The 17,693-nt window shown below is 69.6% G+C and carries 18 protein-coding genes; 13 read left to right on the top strand and 5 right to left on the bottom strand.

Annotated elements, in window-relative coordinates:
- The 7 genes from AB0H62_RS37375 (at position 1) to ilvD (ending at position 7,104) form a co-directional block, all read left to right on the top strand.
- A complete protein-coding gene (locus AB0H62_RS37375) occupies positions 1 to 783 on the top strand; it encodes an ABC transporter ATP-binding protein (RefSeq protein WP_220243210.1) in 783 nt (260 codons plus the stop codon).
- Positions 780 to 1,982, top strand: coding sequence for a M24 family metallopeptidase (locus AB0H62_RS37370; RefSeq protein ID WP_360591367.1), 1,203 nt, complete (start codon positions 780 to 782; stop codon positions 1,980 to 1,982). Before AB0H62_RS37375 ends, AB0H62_RS37370 begins: the two co-directional genes overlap by 4 nt.
- Positions 1,982 to 2,881, top strand: coding sequence for an NAD(P)-dependent oxidoreductase (locus AB0H62_RS37365; protein WP_360591365.1), 900 nt, complete (start codon positions 1,982 to 1,984; stop codon positions 2,879 to 2,881). Before AB0H62_RS37370 ends, AB0H62_RS37365 begins: the two co-directional genes overlap by 1 nt.
- Positions 2,878 to 4,080: an alpha-hydroxy acid oxidase gene (locus AB0H62_RS37360; protein WP_360591363.1), complete on the top strand. Its 1,203-nt coding sequence runs from the start codon at positions 2,878 to 2,880 to the stop codon at positions 4,078 to 4,080. The genes AB0H62_RS37365 and AB0H62_RS37360 overlap by 4 nt, the downstream gene beginning before the upstream one ends.
- Positions 4,081 to 4,565: 485 nt before the next feature.
- Entirely contained in the window at positions 4,566 to 4,751 is a 186-nt protein-coding gene (locus AB0H62_RS37355) for a hypothetical protein (RefSeq protein WP_220243206.1), read from the top strand.
- 205 nt (positions 4,752 to 4,956) lie between these two features.
- Positions 4,957 to 5,397 (top strand): iron chelate uptake ABC transporter family permease subunit, encoded by a 441-nt coding sequence (locus AB0H62_RS37350; protein WP_360591361.1) that lies wholly within the window; start codon positions 4,957 to 4,959, stop codon positions 5,395 to 5,397.
- Positions 5,398 to 5,406: 9 nt separating this feature from the next.
- Positions 5,407 to 7,104, top strand: a complete 1,698-nt coding sequence (ilvD, locus tag AB0H62_RS37345) for a dihydroxy-acid dehydratase (RefSeq protein ID WP_360591360.1) — start codon at positions 5,407 to 5,409, stop codon at positions 7,102 to 7,104.
- 59 nt (positions 7,105 to 7,163) lie between these two features.
- On the opposite strand, the gene AB0H62_RS37340 is transcribed toward ilvD, so the two are convergent.
- The 4 genes from AB0H62_RS37340 to AB0H62_RS37325 all read right to left on the bottom strand — a co-directional run bounded on the left by AB0H62_RS37340 (position 7,164) and on the right by AB0H62_RS37325 (position 9,937).
- Complete coding sequence (locus AB0H62_RS37340; RefSeq protein ID WP_255638332.1) at positions 7,164 to 7,544, bottom strand: membrane dipeptidase; 381 nt, start codon at positions 7,542 to 7,544, stop codon at positions 7,164 to 7,166.
- Between the two features lie 991 nt (positions 7,545 to 8,535).
- Positions 8,536 to 8,892, bottom strand: coding sequence for an RGCVC family protein (locus AB0H62_RS37335; RefSeq protein ID WP_360591358.1), 357 nt, complete (start codon positions 8,890 to 8,892; stop codon positions 8,536 to 8,538).
- A 10-nt stretch (positions 8,893 to 8,902) separates the two neighbouring features.
- Positions 8,903 to 9,064 carry a hypothetical protein gene (locus tag AB0H62_RS37330; RefSeq protein WP_360591356.1) on the bottom strand — a complete coding sequence of 54 codons (162 nt, stop codon included), beginning with the start codon at positions 9,062 to 9,064 and terminating at the stop codon, positions 8,903 to 8,905.
- 414 nt (positions 9,065 to 9,478) lie between these two features.
- A complete protein-coding gene (locus tag AB0H62_RS37325) occupies positions 9,479 to 9,937 on the bottom strand; it encodes a DUF5994 family protein (RefSeq protein ID WP_360591354.1) in 459 nt (152 codons plus the stop codon).
- Positions 9,938 to 10,821: 884 nt separating this feature from the next.
- On the opposite strand from AB0H62_RS37325, the gene AB0H62_RS37320 reads away from it, so the two are divergent.
- The 6 genes from AB0H62_RS37320 (at position 10,822) to AB0H62_RS37295 (ending at position 15,180) form a co-directional block, all read left to right on the top strand.
- Entirely contained in the window at positions 10,822 to 11,286 is a 465-nt protein-coding gene (locus AB0H62_RS37320; RefSeq protein WP_220243199.1) for a DUF5994 family protein, read from the top strand.
- 160 nt (positions 11,287 to 11,446) lie between these two features.
- Entirely contained in the window at positions 11,447 to 11,923 is a 477-nt protein-coding gene (locus AB0H62_RS37315) for a DUF5994 family protein (RefSeq protein WP_360591352.1), read from the top strand.
- Between the two features lie 302 nt (positions 11,924 to 12,225).
- Complete coding sequence (locus AB0H62_RS37310; protein WP_360591350.1) at positions 12,226 to 13,311, top strand: acyl-CoA desaturase; 1,086 nt, start codon at positions 12,226 to 12,228, stop codon at positions 13,309 to 13,311.
- A complete protein-coding gene (locus tag AB0H62_RS37305; RefSeq protein ID WP_220243196.1) occupies positions 13,308 to 13,601 on the top strand; it encodes a WhiB family transcriptional regulator in 294 nt (97 codons plus the stop codon). Before AB0H62_RS37310 ends, AB0H62_RS37305 begins: the two co-directional genes overlap by 4 nt.
- Positions 13,598 to 14,296, top strand: a complete 699-nt coding sequence (locus AB0H62_RS37300; RefSeq protein ID WP_360591348.1) for an ANTAR domain-containing protein — start codon at positions 13,598 to 13,600, stop codon at positions 14,294 to 14,296. The genes AB0H62_RS37305 and AB0H62_RS37300 overlap by 4 nt, the downstream gene beginning before the upstream one ends.
- Before the next feature lie 5 nt (positions 14,297 to 14,301).
- Positions 14,302 to 15,180, top strand: coding sequence for a GAF and ANTAR domain-containing protein (locus AB0H62_RS37295; RefSeq protein ID WP_360591346.1), 879 nt, complete (start codon positions 14,302 to 14,304; stop codon positions 15,178 to 15,180).
- Between the two features lie 792 nt (positions 15,181 to 15,972).
- On the opposite strand, the gene AB0H62_RS37290 is transcribed toward AB0H62_RS37295, so the two are convergent.
- Complete coding sequence (locus AB0H62_RS37290) at positions 15,973 to 17,076, bottom strand: AI-2E family transporter (RefSeq protein WP_255638329.1); 1,104 nt, start codon at positions 17,074 to 17,076, stop codon at positions 15,973 to 15,975.
- Positions 17,077 to 17,693: the final 617 nt, after the last annotated feature.

Here is a 17,693-nt window from a genome sequence, read left to right as displayed (position 1 = left end):
ATGCTGACCGTGGAACACCTGAGGAAGTCCTACCGCTCCGCCGGCAGCGAGCTGGAGGTGCTGCGCGACATCTCGTTCACCGTGAACGCCGGCGAGTTCGTCACGATCGTCGGCCCGTCCGGTGCCGGTAAGACCACCTTGCTGCGCTGCCTGTCCGGCCTGCTGCCCTCGTCCGGGGGCAAGGTCGTGCTCACCGAGACGGGCAAGGTGATCGAGAGCCCGCCGCCGGAGGTCGCGTGCGTCTTCCAGGACTACAGCCGATCGCTGATGCCCTGGTCGAAGGTCGCCCGCAACGTCGCGATCCCGTTGAAGAACAAGATCCGCGACCGAGCGGCGCGCCGGGCCGCGGTGCGCAAGGCGCTGGAGGAGGTGGGCCTCGATGGGTTCGACGACAGCTACCCGTGGCAGCTCTCCGGCGGGATGCAGCAGCGGGTCGCGATCGCGCGGGCCATCGCCTACCGGCCCGAGTTCCTCATCATGGACGAGCCGTTCGCGTCGGTGGACGCCCAGACGCGCGCGGACCTGGAGGACCTGGTGCTGCGGGTGCGCCACGACGCCGGGCTGACGATCGTGCTGGTCACCCACGACATCGACGAAGCCGTGTACCTCGGTGACCGGGTGATCGTGATGTCCGGACGCCCGACCACGGTGCTGCGGACGCTCGACGTCGACCTGCCCCGGCCGCGCAGCCAGGTGACGACCAAGGCCCTGCCGCGGTTCACCGAGCTGCGCACCGAGGTGCTCACCCTGATCAGCGGCGCGAAGACGGGAGCTGCCCGATGACCGGAACCGAGCTGTCCGAACGGCTGAACCACCCGGTGAGCACCGCCGAGCTGCAGCGGCGGTGGCGCGCGATCCGCGAGGGTATGGCCGCCTGCGGGATCGACGTGCTGGTGGCGCAGACGAACAACGACTACGTCGGCGGCTACATCCGCTACCTCACCGACATCCCGGCGACCAACGGCTACCCGGTCACCGTCGTGTTCCCCCGCGAGGAGCCGATGACGATCATCCGGCACGGCGCGCGCGGCGAGGATCTGGTGGTCGATCCCGTCCACGACCCGGTGCTGCGCGGCGTCGGCCGGGCGCTGGCGAGCCCGTACATGAGCTCGGTGTCCTACACCCGCTACGACGCTGCGGAGCTCGCGCTCGACGCGCTGCGGCCGTTCGCCACCCGCCGGATCGGATGGGTCGGCACCGGCACGATCCCGATGGCCTTCGGCGAGTACCTGCAGCGTGAGCTGCACGCGGCGACGTTCACCGAAGCCGCCGACATCGTCGACACCGTCCGTGCGCTCAAGTCCGAAGAGGAGCTGGACCTGGTGCGCGCCACCGCGAAGCTGCAGGACGCGGCGATCGCGGCGGCGTTCGAGGCGGTGGCACCGGGGATGCGCGACAGCGACGTGGCCGCCATCGCGCAGCACACGGCGCAGTCGCTGGGCAGTGAGCAAGGCATCTACTGGTGCGTCTCGACACCACTCGGCGAGCCCGGCCGGATCGCGCACCCGCACAGCCAGCACCGGGTGATCCGCGAGGGCGATGCGTTCCACCTCATGGTGGAGGTGAACGGCCCTGGCGGGATGTACACCGAGATCGGCCGCTCCGGCGTCGTCGGCCGGGTCCCGGACCGGATCGCCGAGGAGTACGAGTTCTGCCTGCGGGCGCAGCGGTTCTGCTACGGCCTGCTGCGTCCAGGCGCAGCGCCCGCCGACATCTGGGCGGAGTACAACGAGTTCCTGTGCGACAACGGGCGGCCGGAGGAGCTGCGGCTGCACTGCCACGGCCAGGGCACCGATCTCGTCGAGCGCCCGCTGATCCGGGCCGAAGAGCCGATGGTGCTGGCCGCGGGTATGAACCTCGCCTGCCACCCGCGCTACGTGCTCGACGGCTTCTGCCACTGGGTGTGCGACAACGTGATCATCGGGGACGACGGCGTCGAGGAGCTGCACAAGTTCGACAAGCGGCTGGCCGAGCTGGGCTGATGACGAGTCAGGTCGTGGTTTCCGGACCGGACGAGGCACTGCCCGCGCTGCGCGCCGCCGCGCCGGGGCGGGTCTGCGTCGTCCCGCTCCCCTCGTCCGGGGGACCGGCAGCGGTGCGGGCGTTGTGGGACGTCGAGTTCCTCGTGCTGGAGCACCAGCGCACCGACCTGCTCCCCGTGCTCGGCGAGCTGCCCGCGCTGCGGGTCGTGCAGACGCTGATCGCCGGTGCCGAGTGGCTCGAGCCGTACCTGCCGGACCGGGTGCGGTTGAGCCGGCCCGCCGGTGCGCGCGACAACGCGGTGGCCGAGTGGGTCGCCGCGACGTTGCTCGGGCTGGCCAGCGGGCTGCTGCTCGCCGTGCGCGAGCAGTGTCAGCGGCGATGGCGCCGTACGGTGAGCGCGGAGCTGGCCGGGGCCCGGGTGGTGCTCGTCGGTGCCGGGTCGATCGGCCGCTGCGCCCGCGACAAGCTCGCCGGCCTCGGGGCATCGGTCACCGTGGTCGCGCGCACCGGTCGCGCCGGGGTGCACCCGGTGACCGAGCTCGACGACCTCGTGGCCGAGGCCGACGCGGTGGTCCTGCTCGTGCCGGCGACCGCCGGCACCGCGGGCCTGGTGGGGGCGGGATTGCTGGCCCGGATGCCGGACGGGGCCGTGCTGGTGAACGCCGCGCGCGGCACGGTGGTCGACACGGCGGCGCTGACCGCCGAGGTCCTCGCCGGGCGGCTGCTGGCGGTGCTGGACGTCACCGACCCCGAGCCACTGCCGCCGGATCATCCACTGTGGACGGCCCCGGGGTGCTTCCTTTCGCCGCACATCGCGGGCGCGACGCGGCAGGGGAAGGCGCGGGCGATCGAGGCGGCGGCCGACCTGCTGGCGCGGTACGCGCGAGGCGAGGGGTGAACCGCGCCGGCAACATCGCCGAACTGCGCGAGCGCGCACGCCGCCGGGTCCCTCGCCCGGTGTTCGACCTGGTCGAGGGCGGCGCCGAAGACGAGGTGACGCTGCGGCGCAACGTCGAAGCGTTCCGTGCCACGCGGCTGCTGCCCTCGGCCCTGGCCATGCCCGGCGAACTCGATACCGCGGTGCGGATCTTCGGCGACCGGCTGGCGTCGCCGATCCTGCTCGCACCGACCGGCGCGGCACGGGTGCTGCACGGCGACGCCGAGATGGCCGTCGCCCGTGCGGCCGCTGCCCGCGACACCGTCTACGTCCAGGGCATGGTGGGCAGCTTCACCCTTGAGCAGGTCGCCGCCGCGGCCCCTGGCCCGCGGTGGTACCAGCTCTACCTCTGGCCGGACCGCGCCGCGGTGCGCGCGCTGCTGGACCGCGTCGCGGCGGCCGGGTACCGGGCTCTGGTGGTCACTGTGGACAGTGCGGTGTTCGGCAACCGCGAACGGGACCGCCGCAACGGATTCACCGTGCCGATGCGATTCGGGCCCCGGATGGCGCTGCACTGCGCCACGCGCCCGAGCTGGGCGGTGGACATCGCGCGCGGTCACCTGCGGCGGCGCGGCTCGCGCCACGGCCGGGTCGCGCCGCACGCGATGCAGCGAGACATGCTGCGCAGCCTCTACCCGGTGACCGCGCGGGACCTCGCCGACCTGCGCGCGTGGTGGTCCGGCCCGCTCGTGGTCAAGGGCGTGCTTCGCCCGGCCGACTGCCGCGTGCTGCTCGACCACGGCGCCGACGGCATCGTGGTGTCCAACCACGGCGGCCGCCAGCTCGACCGTGCGCCCGCCACCATCGAAGCCCTCGCAGGCGTCGTCGCCGAAGTCGCGGGCCACGCCGAGGTGTTCCTGGACGGCGGCGTGCGACGGGGCACCGACGTGCTCGCCGCCCTGGCCACCGGCGCCCGCGCGGTGCTGATCGGCCGGCCCTACTTGTACGGGCTCGCGGCCGGCGGGCAAGCGGGCGTGGAGCGGGTGCTGCAGATACTGACCTCGGAGCTCGACCGCGCGATGGCCCTCACCGCCTGCGCCCGCATCGAGGACATCGACCACCGCGTGCTCGCGACGAGCATCGCCGGAGCCCTCACCGTGGCCCACCCGCCCGCGGGCGCCGGGACACCCCGTCCTGGTGTCGATCCGCGGACGGGGTGAACGAAATCCCGGTGACTGTCGCGGCACCTCGGACCAAACGCCGGCAGCTCCTGGAAACTGGCGGAGTTCGCAGAACACGGCATCGGTGGCGCCCGCGCCGCCGCCGACGTCCCGCACCTCAGTGCGGAGGCCGGCTGTCCGGTCGTGCGATCCACCAGTGTCGTCATCGGGTGGCGTCGCGGACCCCTTCGTGCAGCAGTTACTGGAACTGCATGGGGCCGCCGACGGGATTGAAAGGGCTGCTGCGCCATCCTCCTTGGCAGTGCTGGCATGAGCAACCGACGGGGTCGATGCGGAACGGGAACTCGGACATGGGAAACCCTCGGACATGCCCGGGACGCAAACTGAGTGTGATCCGGGACTGAACGTAAGGATGTTCGCACGAGGCGGGATCAGGGGCATGGGAGCCGGACATTTGGAGTCACATTAAAGGGGTGGATAAGTGTAGGTGCTACGTTGTAGGCCACTAGTATTCACGTTTTCCGATGAAGGTTGTGCAGAACATGCTTCGGCATTCGTCGATCACGGTGACCATGGATACCTACACGACCGTGCTGCCTGAAGTCGCCCTCGCTGCTGCCGAGGCCACCGCCAAGATCATCCCACGGTCGGCAACGCGACAGCTCGCGCACGAATCGGGCACGCCACCGACCATTGTGGACGGTGAGTAATCGGAAGAAATGCGTCCACATAACACAAATCCCCAGGTCGGAAGTGATCCGAACCTGGGGGGTGAGGGTGCGCCATCAGGGACTCGCAGGGGACACCCGGACGACGTCGTGATCGGCAACATCTTCGCCTGGATCCTGGGACTCGGCGTCTTCTTCCTCACCGTGGACACCACCAACCGCAGCACCGGCAACGGCGCCCGCCGGGGTGAACGTCCTGTTCGGATCGATCTTCGGCATCAGTTCCGGTAACGCCGTTCTTGCCGCGGTCATCGGTGCCGTGCTGTGCCTGCTGATGCAGCTGCTCGCGCGGCCGCTGCTGTTCGCGACCCTGGACCCGGACGTCGCCGCTGCCCGCGGCCTGCCGGTGCGGCTGATCGGGTTCGGTTTTCTCGCCCTCGTCGGCGCTTGCACCGCTGAAGCCGCGCAGGCGGTCGGGGCTTTGCTGTTGCTCGGCCTCGCCGCCCCCGCCGGAGCGGCCGTCCGGCTGACCACTCGTCCCTACCGGGCACTGGGCCTGCCCGTGGTGCCAGCCGTCGCGGACATGTGGGCCGGCCTGACGTTGAGCTACACGGTCCCGAACCTGGCACCCAGCTTCGCCATCCGTGACAGCTCTTTTGGTGCTCCTCGTGGCGTGGTGGAGCGGTAGGCTCCGTTCATGGACGAGACTCCGGACATCAAGCCGCGCAGTCGCGACGTCACGGACGGCCTGGAGCGCACCGCCGCGCGCGGGATGCTGCGGGCCGTGGGTATGGGTGACGACGACTGGGTGAAGCCCCAGATCGGTGTCGCTTCTTCGTGGAACGAGATCACGCCGTGCAACCTGTCACTGGACCGGCTGGCGAAGGCGAGCAAGGACGGCGTGCACGCCGCGGGTGGCTACCCGCTGGAGTTCGGCACGATCTCGGTGTCCGACGGTATCTCGATGGGCCACGAGGGCATGCACTTCTCTCTGGTGTCGCGTGAGGTGATCGCGGACAGTGTGGAGACCGTGATGCAGGCCGAGCGGCTGGACGGCTCAGTGCTGCTGGCCGGCTGTGACAAGTCGCTGCCGGGAATGCTGATGGCGGCCGCCCGGCTCGACCTCGCCAGCGTGTTCCTCTACGCCGGTTCGATCCTGCCCGGGCGGGTCACGCTGTCGGACGGCGGCGAGCGCGAAGTCACGATCATCGACGCGTTCGAGGCAGTCGGTGCCTGCGCCAGGGGCCTGATGAGCCGCGCGGACGTCGGACTGATCGAGCGCGCTATCTGCCCCGGCGAAGGCGCGTGTGGCGGGATGTACACGGCGAACACGATGGCCAGTGCGGCCGAGGCACTGGGTATGTCGCTGCCCGGCAGCGCGGCTCCGCCGGCGACGGACCGGCGGCGTGACGGGTTCGCGCGGCGGTCCGGTCAGGCGGTGGTCGAGATGCTGCGCAAGGGGATCACCGCTCGGCAGATCATGACCCTGGAGGCGTTCGAGAACGCGATCGCCGTGGTGATGGCGTTCGGCGGCTCCACCAACGCGGTCCTGCACCTGCTCGCCATCGCGCACGAGGCGGAGGTACCGCTCAGCCTGGACGACTTCACGCGGATCGGTGCGCGGGTGCCGCACCTGGCCGACGTGAAACCGTTCGGACGGCATGTGATGACCGACGTCGACCGCATCGGCGGCGTGCCCGTGGTGATGAAAGCGTTGCTGGAAGCGGATCTTCTGCACGGCGATTGCGTGACCGTGACCGGGCGTACGGTCTCCGAGAACCTGGCCGAGATCGCGCCGCCGGACCCGGACGGCACGGTGCTGCGCGCGATGGCCTCGCCGATCCACCCGACCGGCGGCATCACGATCCTGCGTGGTTCCCTGGCGCCGGACGGCGCGGTCGTGAAGTCCGCCGGTTTCGACTCGGACGTATTCACCGGCACCACCAGGGTGTTCGATCGCGAACGCGCCGCGATGGACGCGCTGGAGGACGGCACGATCATCGCGGGCGACGTCGTGGTGATCCGCTACGAGGGCCCCAAGGGCGGGCCGGGGATGCGGGAGATGCTCGCCATCACCGCGGCGATCAAGGGCGCGGGGCTCGGCAAGGACGTCCTGCTGCTCACCGACGGCCGTTTCTCCGGCGGCACGACGGGCCTGTGCGTCGGCCATGTCGCCCCGGAGGCAGCCGACGGCGGGCCGATCGCCTTCGTCCGCGATGGCGATCCCGTCAGCCTCAACGTCGCGACCGGCATGCTGGACCTCGGCGTGGATGCCGCCGAGCTGGCGGCCCGCCGGGCGGGCTGGACGCCACTGCCGGCCCGCTACACTCGCGGCGTGCTGGCCAAGTACTCCAGGCTCGTCGGCTCGGCCTCCCAGGGCGCTGTCTGCGGGTAACGCAGGCAGGACTGCGCCCGGCGATCCGGCCGGGCGCAGCGGTCATGCCCGGACTTCCTTCAGCACCCGCAGGATGTTGCCGCCCAGCACGGCGCGATCTCGCTGTCGGAGAGCCCGTCTCGGACCAGCTCCCCACAGATGTTGCCGAAGTTCTCCGTCGGGTTCTCCAATCCGTCCACATGGGGCACTTTCTCACGGGGCGGTCCGCCTCCTGTCGTCTTGCCGAGCAGATGCCCGAACACGGTGTGCAGGCCGACGTGGTCGCCGTAGCGGGTGTCGGGCCCGACCGCGACGTGCTCGATGCCGACCAGGTCTGCGCAGTACCGGAAATGGTCCTTGCCCGAATGGATGTCGTGCAGGAGATGGCTATGCGACAAGGTGGTGTGCGGCGGCGCGGACATCCCGATCACCCCACCGGTCTCGGCGACGGCACGTAACACGTCCCAGCAAAACTCGCTGTTCCTCGCTGGACATCACCATCGGCTCAGCCTTCGGGTCCGGCATGCCACACCCTGCCAACGTCAGATAGCCAGGGCTGAACGGTAGTCCGCCCGGCCGAGAAAAGACGAATCCGGACGGCTGACCCGCACGGGTGCGCACACCAAACTTCGGTCCTGCACCTGATGCGACACCTGCACGGTCCCCACATCCAAAATCAAGATCACACCACCGAAGCCCCGCCGCCTCAGCACGACGCAGACCGAGCAGGGCGATCGACAGGTACAACTCATAAAGCGGATGCGGCCGCGCGTGGTCGAGGAACTCGGCCGTTTGCTGCGCCGTCCACACCGCCACCGGCGGACGTTCACCGGCGGCCCGCCAATGCGCCACCCGGGCATCCGTCCACACCACCGCCCGCGGCCGCCGCCCTCGATTCAGGAATGTGCGCCATCAGGGACTCGAACCCCGAACCCGCTGGTTAAGAGCGACGTGTCGGATGGTGTCGAGTGATGCCGGGCTCGACCTTTTCCTCTACTCGGCGGTATCCCGGCGTCGGCGGATTTCGTGCGGACTTCATGGCGAGCTGATACGGCGGGCTTAGCGGGTCCCCTGCGGGGTTCTCCCGTCGCGGGTTCTGAATGCGGGAAATGGTGCCCGGTCACCGACACTGGTCCCCATGGATGCGAATTCGGGAGAACGGGGGATTTGGTCAGGCACCGGGTCCGGTGGTGCGCCGGCTGGCAAGCCGTCCTGCTCCTTGCCCTTGCCTGGTCGATTGCGCCCCGGCGCCTCCACCACGTCCCCGCCGCGGCAACCATGCTCTCCGCCATGCCCCACGGCATTCGGCTCACGGCCCGTGGCTGACGATGTTTGCCACGAGCCAGGGCTGGTGGACACCCGGGCCGCGATCCAGTAGCCGACGGGAACGAACAGCTCGGTGGAAACCTCCGCCCCATCCTGTGCCGCCTTCCGGACCGGCAAGGCGAACTCCTACCGCCGCACTTTCTCGGGTGCCTCGTCGATGAGGTGCAGTAGCCGCACCGCAAGCGCTTGGCACGCCGCTTCGGTCAGGCCCGTATCTGCTTTCAGCACATCGCGTACCAGTACGACCCGCTGGTCGTACCGCGACACGAAGACCACCTCACTGGTCATGATCTCTTCCTCTTCCTCGGTTTCCGGGCTTCTTGCAGGGCAGGCGCAGCCACGGTGGAGCCCACCTGCCGCCGTCGCCGCGCAGAAGCGGCTCGCGATCGTGTCGTGGCTGTCTGTCTCATGTGGACAGACAGGGCAGCCGCCAACGTCCGTCCGCACGCCCGTCGGCGGCAATGGGGCGAGTTCGGTGATCAATTCGTGCTCCTCACTGGTCGGCCGCCTCGGCTCCGTTCGACGTCACGACCGGCGCGACGAACGGCGGCGGCGGGGTGTTCGCGGCCGCGTTCTCGCGGGCGAGGAAAGCGCCCAGCTCACCGATGGTGCTCATCAGCGGGGCGGGGAACACCACGGTGGTGTTCTTGTCCACGCCGAGCTCCACGAGCTCTGCAGATTGCAGAGCAACGCGAGCTCTGCAGATTGCAGAGCAACGCAAGCGCGTGCGTCATCATCGTGTCCGATGCCTCGCCCAGCTGCTGCGGCCAGCGACTCGCCTTGGGCGCTGATCATCGCCAGGCGTGCTACGAGCCGGGGACGGCGCGTGCTCTACTGCCATCGCGCGGGATGCTTCCGGACACCACTGACACTACACGTGGCCAGGTACCGGAAGGTCACGACAGCACACCCGGCCGGACCACGCTGTGCCGCGAGGTCAGCGTCCACGAACCGCCGCCAGCGGTTCTCCGGTCATCAGCCGCTCGGCGTGGCGCTGATCGGGCGGAGTCCGGTGGCCGCTGGTGGGCCGAACCGTCCACCCGAGACACCGGACCGGCCCTGCGGTCGCTCAGGGTCGCGGGGAAAACTCTTTGCCGGAGAGGATTTCCGCGGCGGCGGCGGTGGACTCCTCACCGGCAGCCGACCGCAGCGCCGCGCGAGCTGCTTCCCTGTCGGTCCCCGGTGGCACGACCAGCAGGATCGTCCCCCGGGAGTCCGAACCGATCACGGTGATCGTGTGGGGGTCCGTGAAGCGGAAGCCCTCGAGCCGCACCATGCGGTCGCCGACGCGTACCTTCCGGGTGACCAGCCCCCAGGTGTCCAGGTGGTAGGACACGCGCGTGACCGGTCCCACCCACTGCTCAAGCGCATTCGCCAATGACGGCAGCTCCGCCACCAGATCCGTCGCGCGCGGCCACCAGCCGCCATCGACGTGGCCGCGTTCGGCGCCGGCCTGCTTCATCCGCAGGCGGGGCGCGGAAAGCTGCTCACCTTCGGTCGTCGTTTCCAGCTGAACCGAGACCACCATCCCGGCGCTCCTGTCTCCGGCCCGTGACCGGGCCGGGGATCGTTCGCGCGCCAGAGGTGGGCCCGGCGAACGGCCGGACATTGCTTCGCCTCCGGTGCTGCCAGGCTACTCCCCGGGTTCGGTCCCGTTGTCCTGCAACGGGTGTCCGGCCGTCGCACGGAGCCCTCGTCGCAGGGGCAGCACTCCACAGCGCGTTCGGCCGCTCGTCGGTGTAGTGTGGGTGGTGTCCGAGAGCATCTCGTGTGTGGGCGATCGAGCCCGCGCCGTCCTCGGCCCTCCTCCGGTCGGTTCCGGCCGAGGACGGGAGCACGGCATGTAGCCGGGCCCACGACACACCATCGTCACCCATCGGCCTGAAGGCCGTCGAGCCGCTCCGGCTCCGACCGCGTCCGCGGTGCCAGCCGACAGCGCCCAAAAGGGTTACGGCGATGGTGCGACGTGGCCCGCTCCCGATACTCGGTGGCGGACATCGATCACGTTGTCTCGAAAGGAAAACCATCAGTACCTCACCCTTGGGAAAGCCACTCTTCAGCCACCCCGTGGCAGAAGAGCGTCGGTCCGGCGCCCTCGTCGAGCCGCAGGAAACCCGTTATGGCAGCTTGTTCCGGCCCCCGGCCGCTCGGCCCGGCGAACGCGCGGCAACGCATCCGCGCCAGCCACAAGCGCGCACGCGGCGGCAGCGCCGCCGCTGACTGTGCCCTTCCGCGCACCCGCTCCACTTGTGAACGGTGACAGCAGAGCCTGTGATTCGGCGTAGGCTGAACACATCGGCCTGAGCGAATCGAAGTCCGACTCCGTCGGCCGAGAACGGCGCGCACCGGCACCGCCGCGCAGCAACCACGGCAATCACCACCGCACGATGCGGGCCGGATAGGAGCGCGACGATGAAGTTCGTACCAGGCAACGGTGCCTCGGCAACCGTGATCAACTCTTTCGCCATCGGGCATAGGCTGCAGCTGAAGGAACCGGGAGCCACAAAAGGCTGTTTCGACGGCGCCTGGTGGCCACGGTCAAGGGATCCGGTCACTGAATTCAGCGCCCTCGTCGCCTCGCTCACCGCAGAATTCGGAAGCGTGGACCGCATCGGCTTCAACCCGGCTGCATGGGACCTCGCACCGGACCGGCTCGCCCACGGACCCGATCTGGTGCGGCTGGCGAGTTTCTCCGGCCTCCAGCAGCACACCATCGTGGTGATCGGACCACGCATCCATCACCTGACCCTGCTGGTGATCCCCCCGGAAGCCGACCCGGTCGCAGCGGAACGCGCGCTGAGCGTGACCTCCGCCCCGGACACCACCGATTCCGCCCAGCTGATCCTGACCGCCAGCGGCGTCACCGGCCCGGCATGAACCCCGCCCGACCGGGAGTCTCGAGGGGACCGGGAGCAATTCGCACTCCGGTCCAGCCGTGTCGCCCACCGTTACCTCACCGGCCTTCCTGATCGGGATCGGAGTTTTCATGGTCGACAGTCCGCACGGTCGTGGTCCCGCCACGCCTGACCGCCCCAGGGTGCAGCTCAAGCCCCGGCTCTCCGTCGCCGGCTTCGTCGACGGCGCCTGGTGGCCGCCCTCCGGCGATCTGGCAGCCGAGGTGCCAGGACTCGCCGCTGCGCTCGCCGACCGGATCGGGCCGGTGTGGCGCGTGGCGTTCGCCTCGCAGGCGTGGACGGCCGCCGGAGCCAAGCTGGTCCACCGGGGCCGGGTTGTGCGCCTGGAAGGGTTCCGCTCGCAAGATCCGCACGTTGTGCACGTGACCGGCAGCTTGATGCAGCGGCTCACCCTGCTCGTCATACCACCGCAAACGACGCCTGCCATCGCTGAACGCGCGCTGTCGGCAGCCTCGGATCAGAACAACGCGACACGCCCGGAACAGATCCTCGAAGGAGCCGGCGTCACTCACCTGCCGGCCGAAAACGATGTCTACCGCTGGGAATCCGAAGGCGGCTTCACCGGCACCCGCCCAGTTGCGGCCGTGTCGCGTTCCTGACCTGCGCACCGCGATCCTGATCCGCACGGTGAGGATCGGTAGTGGCCGGCAAGATGGTGGCCGGTTCTCATCGGGTGCTGCGGCCGTTGCGGATCACCGGGCTGGGCTACTACCTGTCCGTCGATTTTTCACGCCAGGACGCCCCGGCAACGCGGTGAGCCCGCAGTCTGCACCCAGAGCGCCTATGATCGATTGAACGCTCGCAACGAGCACTCGCATCCAGAGGCTGGAATACAGCCACGCCCGGGACCCCGGCGCACGCAGGACTGATCCAGTCCGAAACTGTCCACAGAGGATCTGTGATGACCACGTCCCGACCGATTTCGCCCGGCCCCGCCGTCGGTGGCCCCGACGGTTCCTTGAAACACGTGGCCCCCGCCGAAGCCGGCTTCTCCGACTTGCAGCGGATCGTGGCACGCGCCGGCCTGCTGGGACGGCGCCGCGGGTACTACGCCGTCAAGATCAGCCTGACACTCCTGGCCTTCGCCGGTGGGTGTGCCGCTTTCGCTGTGCTGGGCGACACGTGGTGGCAGCTGGTCACGGCCGGGTTTTTCGCGGTGATGTCCACCCAGCTTGCCTTCATCGGCCACGACGCCGGCCACCGGCAGATCTTCCGCTCCCGGCAGGCCAACAACACCGTCGGCTACGTCCACGCCGGACTCGTCGGCATCAGCTACGGCTGGTGGATCGACAAGCACAACCGTCATCACACCAGCCCGAACCACGAAGAGGACGACCCCGACCTCGACATCCCCATGCTGGCGTTCACCTCCGGCCAGTCCCGCGACCGGAAGTGGTTCGTCCGCTTCACCGCCAAGTACCAGGCGTTCCTGTTCCTCCCGTTGCTGCTGCTCGAAGGACTCAACCTGCACTGGGCCAGCATCGCCACCGTCGGGCGGGGCAAAGTCAAGGCCCGCAAGCTGGAGGCAACGCTGTTGGTGCTGCACACGGCTGTGTACCTGGCCGCGATATTCCTCGTTCTGTCCCCGCCGGTGGCGTTGGCGTTCATCGCCGTGCACCAAGGGCTGTGGGGGGTGTACATGGGCTGTTCCTTCGCGCCCGGGCACAAGGGCATGCCCACCTACACCGAGGGCGCCAGCCCGGACTTCCTGCGCAAGCAGGTACTCAGCAGCCGCAACGTCCGGGGCGGTGCGATGGTCGACTTCGTGCTCGGCGGGCTGAATTACCAGGTGGAACACCACCTGTTCCCGAGCATGCCCCGCACCAACCTGCGGGCCGCTCAGCGCTTGGTCCAGCAATTCTGCGCCCAGCACAGCATCGAGTACACCCAGTGCGGCCTCCTGCGGTCCTACGGCCACGTCCTGCAGCACCTGCACCGGGTCAGCGCGCCGCTGCGCGCCAGGAGCGCCGTGGGTGGCTCCGCGTGACTCACGGCTGGCGACGTGGCACCGCCGTGGTGGACAGCTGGGACTGGCAGCTGCGAGGCGCCTGCCGCGGGCTTGACAGCGCCCTGTTCTTCCACCCCGACGGCGAACGTGGCCGCGTCAAAGCCGAGCGGGTGGCCCGGGCCAAGCAGATCTGCCACAGCTGCCCGGTGCTGGCGCAGTGCCGCGCGCACGCGCTGGTGACCCAGGAGGTCTACGGCGTGTGGGGCGGGCTGTCCGAAACCGATCGCCGGGCAGCACGGCCGAGCGCTGACAGCCTGCCCGCGCCATGAGTACCGAACGATACGTCGAGCTGCTGGCCCTGCTCCGCGCCGACCATAGCGACCCGGCGGCCCTGCTGCGGCGGGTGTCCGGCCTCTGCGTCGACTTGTGCGCGGTCACTGGCGCCGCGATGACTGTTCAAGGCGGCGACGATGGCACTGCGCAGGCATTGGCGTGCGCGACCGACGCGACCAGCCTGGTCCTCGACGACCTGCAGCGCACGGTCGGCGAAGGCCCCGGGCCGGCGGCGCACGAACGCGGCGGCCCCACCCTGGTCGCCGATCTGGCAACTGCGGAGGCCCGCTGGCCCGGATTCACCCCCGGAGCCCGAGCTGCCGGCGTGGCCGCGGTGTTCTCGTTCCCGCTGCACATCGGCGCGGTCCGGCTCGGGACGCTCGACCTGTACCGCACCACCGCGGGCTCCCTGAACCGGACCGAGCTGCGGGACGCGCTGGCACTGGCCGACATCGCCACGCACACAGTCCTCGACGATCTGCGCAGCCCGGACCCGATGGACATCGGCTGGCTCTCCGATATCCACGCCGTGGTCCACCAAGCCACCGGAGTCGTCACCGCGCAGTTGAACGTGACAATGCGCGACGCGCTTTTGCTCATCCGCGCCCACGCCTACTCCCACCAGACACCCCTCGACCAGGTGTCCCACCAGATCATCAGCTACCGCCTTCGACTCGAGACAGGAGAGTGACCAGCATGTCCGAACAACCCCACACCGTCCGCACCATTCCGGGCGCAGCCGGGGGCCACGGCCGTGAACAGCGTTTGGCCGACACGTTCGTGGCGCTGGCCGACACCCTTGTCGACGAGTTCGACGCGCTGGAATTCCTGCACATGCTGTGCGATCAGTGCGTCGAGCTTCTCGAAGTGTCTGCAGCCGGGGTGATCCTGCTCGACGGACACGGTGGACTGCGCACGGCAGCGGCATCCTCGGAGCGCGCGCAGGTGCTGGAGGTGTTCGCTGTCCAGACCGAGGACGGGCCCTGCATCGACTGCGTTCGCAGCGGAATTCCGATCGCCAGCGCAGACCTCACCGCCGACGCCACCCGCTGGCCGCGCTTCGCCGCCGCCGCCCGTGACTGCGGATTCCACGCCGTCCAAGCGGTTCCCATGCGGCTGCGCCGCCAGGTCATCGGCGTGCTCACCTTGCTCAAGGCCGACCGAAACGGAGTCGACGACACCAGCGCCCGGCTCGGGCAGGCACTCGCCGACGTCGCCACCATCGGCATGCTGCAACAGCGGGCGATCGAGAGCGCGGACCTGCTCTCCGAACAGCTGCAGACCGCGCTCAACAGCAGGGTCATCATCGAACAGGCCAAAGGCGTGCTCTCCACCCGCGGCGAGGGCCTCGACATGGAAACGGCGTTCACCGCTCTGCGCGGCTATGCCCGCTCCCACAACGAGCGTCTCTCCGATCTCGCCCGAGCAGTGGCCGAGGGCACCGCGGACATCCCCGCAATCCTCGCGCACCGTACCCAGCCGCAAAAGCCGGTGCATCAGAAAGGACCCCGGTTACCGGTCAGCAACCTTCCCGCCACCGCCGCTCGAGCCGAACGTGTCGCTGGTGATCCGTGACAGGCCAGCGGCACGACAGATCCCACGTTCGCCGTGCCCCACCACGCGACCGGCGCGCACGCAGCTCAGGCCATGGCTTCGCCGGAAGAATCGGGGCCGGCCCCCAGCCAGGCTGCAGGCACCGCGTGCTTTGCAAGCGACCGGTCTGCGCGCGGAGATGGAGGGGCGGGATTCTCGCCGCCACCAGTGGGCACCGATCGACGTCGTCTCGTGCCGGCCAGGCGACGTCGTTGTCGTTGAGTGGCGAGGCCGCCATCCGTTCCTGGTACACGCCGCCCAATCGCACCACGCACCCGGCCGGTCCCTTGCCCAGCCGCCCCTGGACCCGGTCGAGCCGTACGGCGTAGACCACGGGACATCACGGTCGAGCAGGCGATCCGCTGCGGCCTGGGTCGGTGTCACTGCTGCTGGGTCGGCCGTGGTACTGGTTGGGGCTCGTATTCAACTGTCGGGTGTTGACGGGGTCGCTGAGCCTGGAAGTGACTTTCCGTGGCTTCCGGGGCGTATCGACCCCAGGTCCTGCCGGTCTCTTTCAGGAGTCGGGCGGTGGTTTTGTCGTGGTAGCCGAAAGCATCCGGGACGACGGTGCGGGCATCTCCAGGAGTTGCTGCCGGATGGCGGCGCCGAGGGCGGCTGCGGCCGGATCCCGACGTCGTTGAGGAGTGCGGACAGGTGGTCGGGGCGGAACGGCCGGCCCGCCCGGCGGCCGGGAAGAGCTGCCGGATGCCGGGTTGGTGCGAAGGACATCGTGTTGGCGGGTCCGAGCAGTGGACCGGTGCGACCTGGCCTCCGCTACGCCGCGGTCTGCCGCCCCGAAGAGTCCTCTGGACCAGTGCTGTCGGTCGCCGCAGTCGGGGCATCGGGTTGCGGCGGCGGGGCGGCGAGGGTGCGCAGGGCGGAGCTGAGCACGGCGAGCAGTGGGACGGCGAGCAAGGCGCCGATGATGCCGGCGGTGACGAGCCCGGCGGCCAGGGCGAGCACGACGGCCAGGGGGTGCAGGCGTACGACGCGGCCGAGGAGGAACGGTTGCAGCACATGGCTTTCCAGCTGCATCACACCGATCACGATGGCGAGCACGATGATGGCCGGCACGAGCCCGCCGGTCACCAGTGCCACGAGCACCGCGACTGCGCCGGCGACCACAGACCCGACCACCGGGATGAACGCGCCGAGGAACACCAACGCGGCCAGCGGAGCGGCCAGCGGCACGCCGACAATGAGCAGGCCGACGCCGACGCCGACGGCGTCCACGACCGCCACGGCCGCGGTGCCGCGAATGTAGCCGGCCAGGGTGGTGAACCCGGCGTGCCCGGCCAGGCCCACCCGATGCCGCACCCGAACGGGGACGGCGCCGAGCAGGAACGTCCAGATCTTCCCGCCTTGGGCGAGGAAGAAGATCAGGCAGAACACCATCAGCAGGAACTCGGTGACCAACTCTCCGACCGTGACGGCGGTGGACAGCGCGCCGGAGGCGATGGCCGATTGGTTCTCGCTCAGTGTGGTGGTCAGCTGGGCGAGCATGCTGTCGATCTGGCCCTGGCTCAGGTGCAACGGTCCGGTGCGTAACCAGGTGCGCAGCTCGTCCACGGTGCGCGCGATCTGGGCGATCAGCTCTGGCATGCCCGCCGTGACGGTGATGACCACGAAGGTGACGACGCCGCCCACCACGGCCAATCCGCCGACCAGCACCACAGCGGTGGCCAGCCCGCGAGGTACCTTCTTCCGGGCCAGCCAGGAGACCGTAGGGGCGAGCAGCGCGGCGAGCAGCAGCGCCACCGCGACCGGTACCAGCACCGCGGCCAATTTCACCGCCACGTACCCGATCAGTGCCAAGCCACCGGCGACGACCAGCAGGCGGCCGAAGACGGCGGCCCCGACCCGCAACCCGTAAGGCACCGCCGCACGGACCTCCTCAGCGCTGCGCACACCATGCTGTGCGGGGGGCTCATCGCTGTTCATGGTGCATCCGACCTTTCACTGGCGTGGTCGTCCGGGCATATTCCGGGCGGCTTACCGTCCGCGCCGGACACGATGGAAGTCCCCGGACCGGCCTCCCGTGCCTTCGGACTCGGTCATCCGGGGGAGGTACCCGATGTGCGCCTTCGCCGAACACGAGAAGGAGAGGTCCCAAGGCGGTCGAACAGGGCTACGCTGAATTCGTCGATTCAGGTGTTATTTGCCGTGATCCGGCATTCAGCAAAGCGTCGCCGCCCAAGGCAGCGAGCCCTGCCGCTCGGTGGGCATATCCGGCGAGTTTGATGCCGGATAACCCGGGTATGCGCAGGTTGTGCCGCGCGGCCTGACCTCCGGCCGGCCGCGTCATACCCGACTCCCGGACAAACCGTCCGGCCTGCGACCTCTTGGCCGCGCAACAGCCTGGCCGCTCCTACATTGGCATCGACCTCAACCCCGACCTCCACGACATCGGTCTGCGCCGCCTCGGCCTGACCGGACAGCAGAACAGGCGGCCGTCCTGGCTGCCGGCACCGCCCAGCTGATGCCGGTGCCTCACG

Source organism: Amycolatopsis sp. NPDC050768 (assembly GCF_040654155.1).
Lineage (GTDB): Bacteria > Actinomycetota > Actinomycetes > Mycobacteriales > Pseudonocardiaceae > Amycolatopsis.
The sequence above is the reverse complement of the archived record's forward strand: the minus strand, read 5'-3'. Positions and strand labels throughout refer to the sequence as shown.

What these genes read in the sequence shown, in the direction of transcription:
- AB0H62_RS37375 (WP_220243210.1), top strand. Translation starts at nt 1, where the DNA reads ATGCTGACCGTGGAACACCTGAGGAAGTCCTACCGCTCCGCCGGCAGC.
- AB0H62_RS37370 (WP_360591367.1), top strand. Translation starts at nt 780, where the DNA reads ATGACCGGAACCGAGCTGTCCGAACGGCTGAACCACCCGGTGAGCACC.
- AB0H62_RS37365 (WP_360591365.1), top strand. Translation starts at nt 1,982, where the DNA reads ATGACGAGTCAGGTCGTGGTTTCCGGACCGGACGAGGCACTGCCCGCG.
- AB0H62_RS37355 (WP_220243206.1), top strand. Translation starts at nt 4,566, where the DNA reads ATGAAGGTTGTGCAGAACATGCTTCGGCATTCGTCGATCACGGTGACC.
- ilvD (WP_360591360.1), top strand. Translation starts at nt 5,407, where the DNA reads ATGGACGAGACTCCGGACATCAAGCCGCGCAGTCGCGACGTCACGGAC.
- AB0H62_RS37325 (WP_360591354.1), bottom strand. Translation starts at nt 9,937, where the DNA reads ATGGTGGTCTCGGTTCAGCTGGAAACGACGACCGAAGGTGAGCAGCTT.
- AB0H62_RS37320 (WP_220243199.1), top strand. Translation starts at nt 10,822, where the DNA reads ATGAAGTTCGTACCAGGCAACGGTGCCTCGGCAACCGTGATCAACTCT.
- AB0H62_RS37310 (WP_360591350.1), top strand. Translation starts at nt 12,226, where the DNA reads ATGACCACGTCCCGACCGATTTCGCCCGGCCCCGCCGTCGGTGGCCCC.
- AB0H62_RS37300 (WP_360591348.1), top strand. Translation starts at nt 13,598, where the DNA reads ATGAGTACCGAACGATACGTCGAGCTGCTGGCCCTGCTCCGCGCCGAC.
- AB0H62_RS37295 (WP_360591346.1), top strand. Translation starts at nt 14,302, where the DNA reads ATGTCCGAACAACCCCACACCGTCCGCACCATTCCGGGCGCAGCCGGG.